The organism is Kineococcus glutinatus, assembly GCF_039542765.1.
In the GTDB taxonomy this organism is placed as follows: domain Bacteria; phylum Actinomycetota; class Actinomycetes; order Actinomycetales; family Kineococcaceae; genus Kineococcus_A; species Kineococcus_A glutinatus.
In genome coordinates this window covers 1-596 of the sequence record NZ_BAABIL010000739.1, presented here as the reverse complement: position 1 = coordinate 596, position 596 = coordinate 1, and the positions used below count along the sequence as shown (strand labels likewise).

The window sequence follows — 596 nt, the reverse complement described above, 5'->3', positions numbered from 1 at the left end:
GGTGGTGGTGCGCCACCCCCGCAACCGCGGCAAGGCCGCCGCGATGGAGACGGGCGCGCGCGCGGTCGCCGAGCGCGACGCCCGCGAGCCGGGCAGCGCGCCGCGCGCCCTCCTCTTCGTCGACGCCGACCTGGGCGCCACCGCCGAGCGGACCGCCGCCCTCGTGCCGCCGGTGCTCGCGCAGGAGGCGGACATGACGATCGCCGTGCTGCCGCAGCAGGCCACCGCCGGCGGCGGGCGCGGTCTCGTCGTGAACCTGGCCCGCCGGGGCACGCTGGCCGCCGTGGGCTGGTCCCCCCGGCAGCCGCTGTCGGGGATGCGCTGCCTCAGCCGCGCGGCGTTCGAGGCGGCCCGGCCGCTGGCGCGGGGCTGGGGCGTGGAGACGGCCCTGACCATCGACCTCGTCCGCGCCGGCTTCCGGGTGCTGGAGGTGCCCTGCGCGCTGCAGCACCGCGTGACGGGGCGGGACTGGCGCGGCCAGCTGCACCGGGGCCGGCAGTACCGCGACGTGGCGCTGGCCCTGGCGGTGCGCCGCCGGGGGCGCCGCCGCCCGGCCGCCTCGTGACGCAGGCCGGGCGCACGACCGGGCGGCGGCC

General features: G+C 81.4%; 1 protein-coding gene. It reads left to right on the top strand.

What is annotated here, in order from left to right; translation table 11 throughout:
- A partial coding sequence (locus tag ABEB16_RS20815; RefSeq protein ID WP_345714093.1) for a glycosyltransferase family 2 protein occupies positions 1 to 565 on the top strand: 565 nt, incomplete at its 5' end.
- Positions 566 to 596 lie beyond the last annotated feature (31 nt).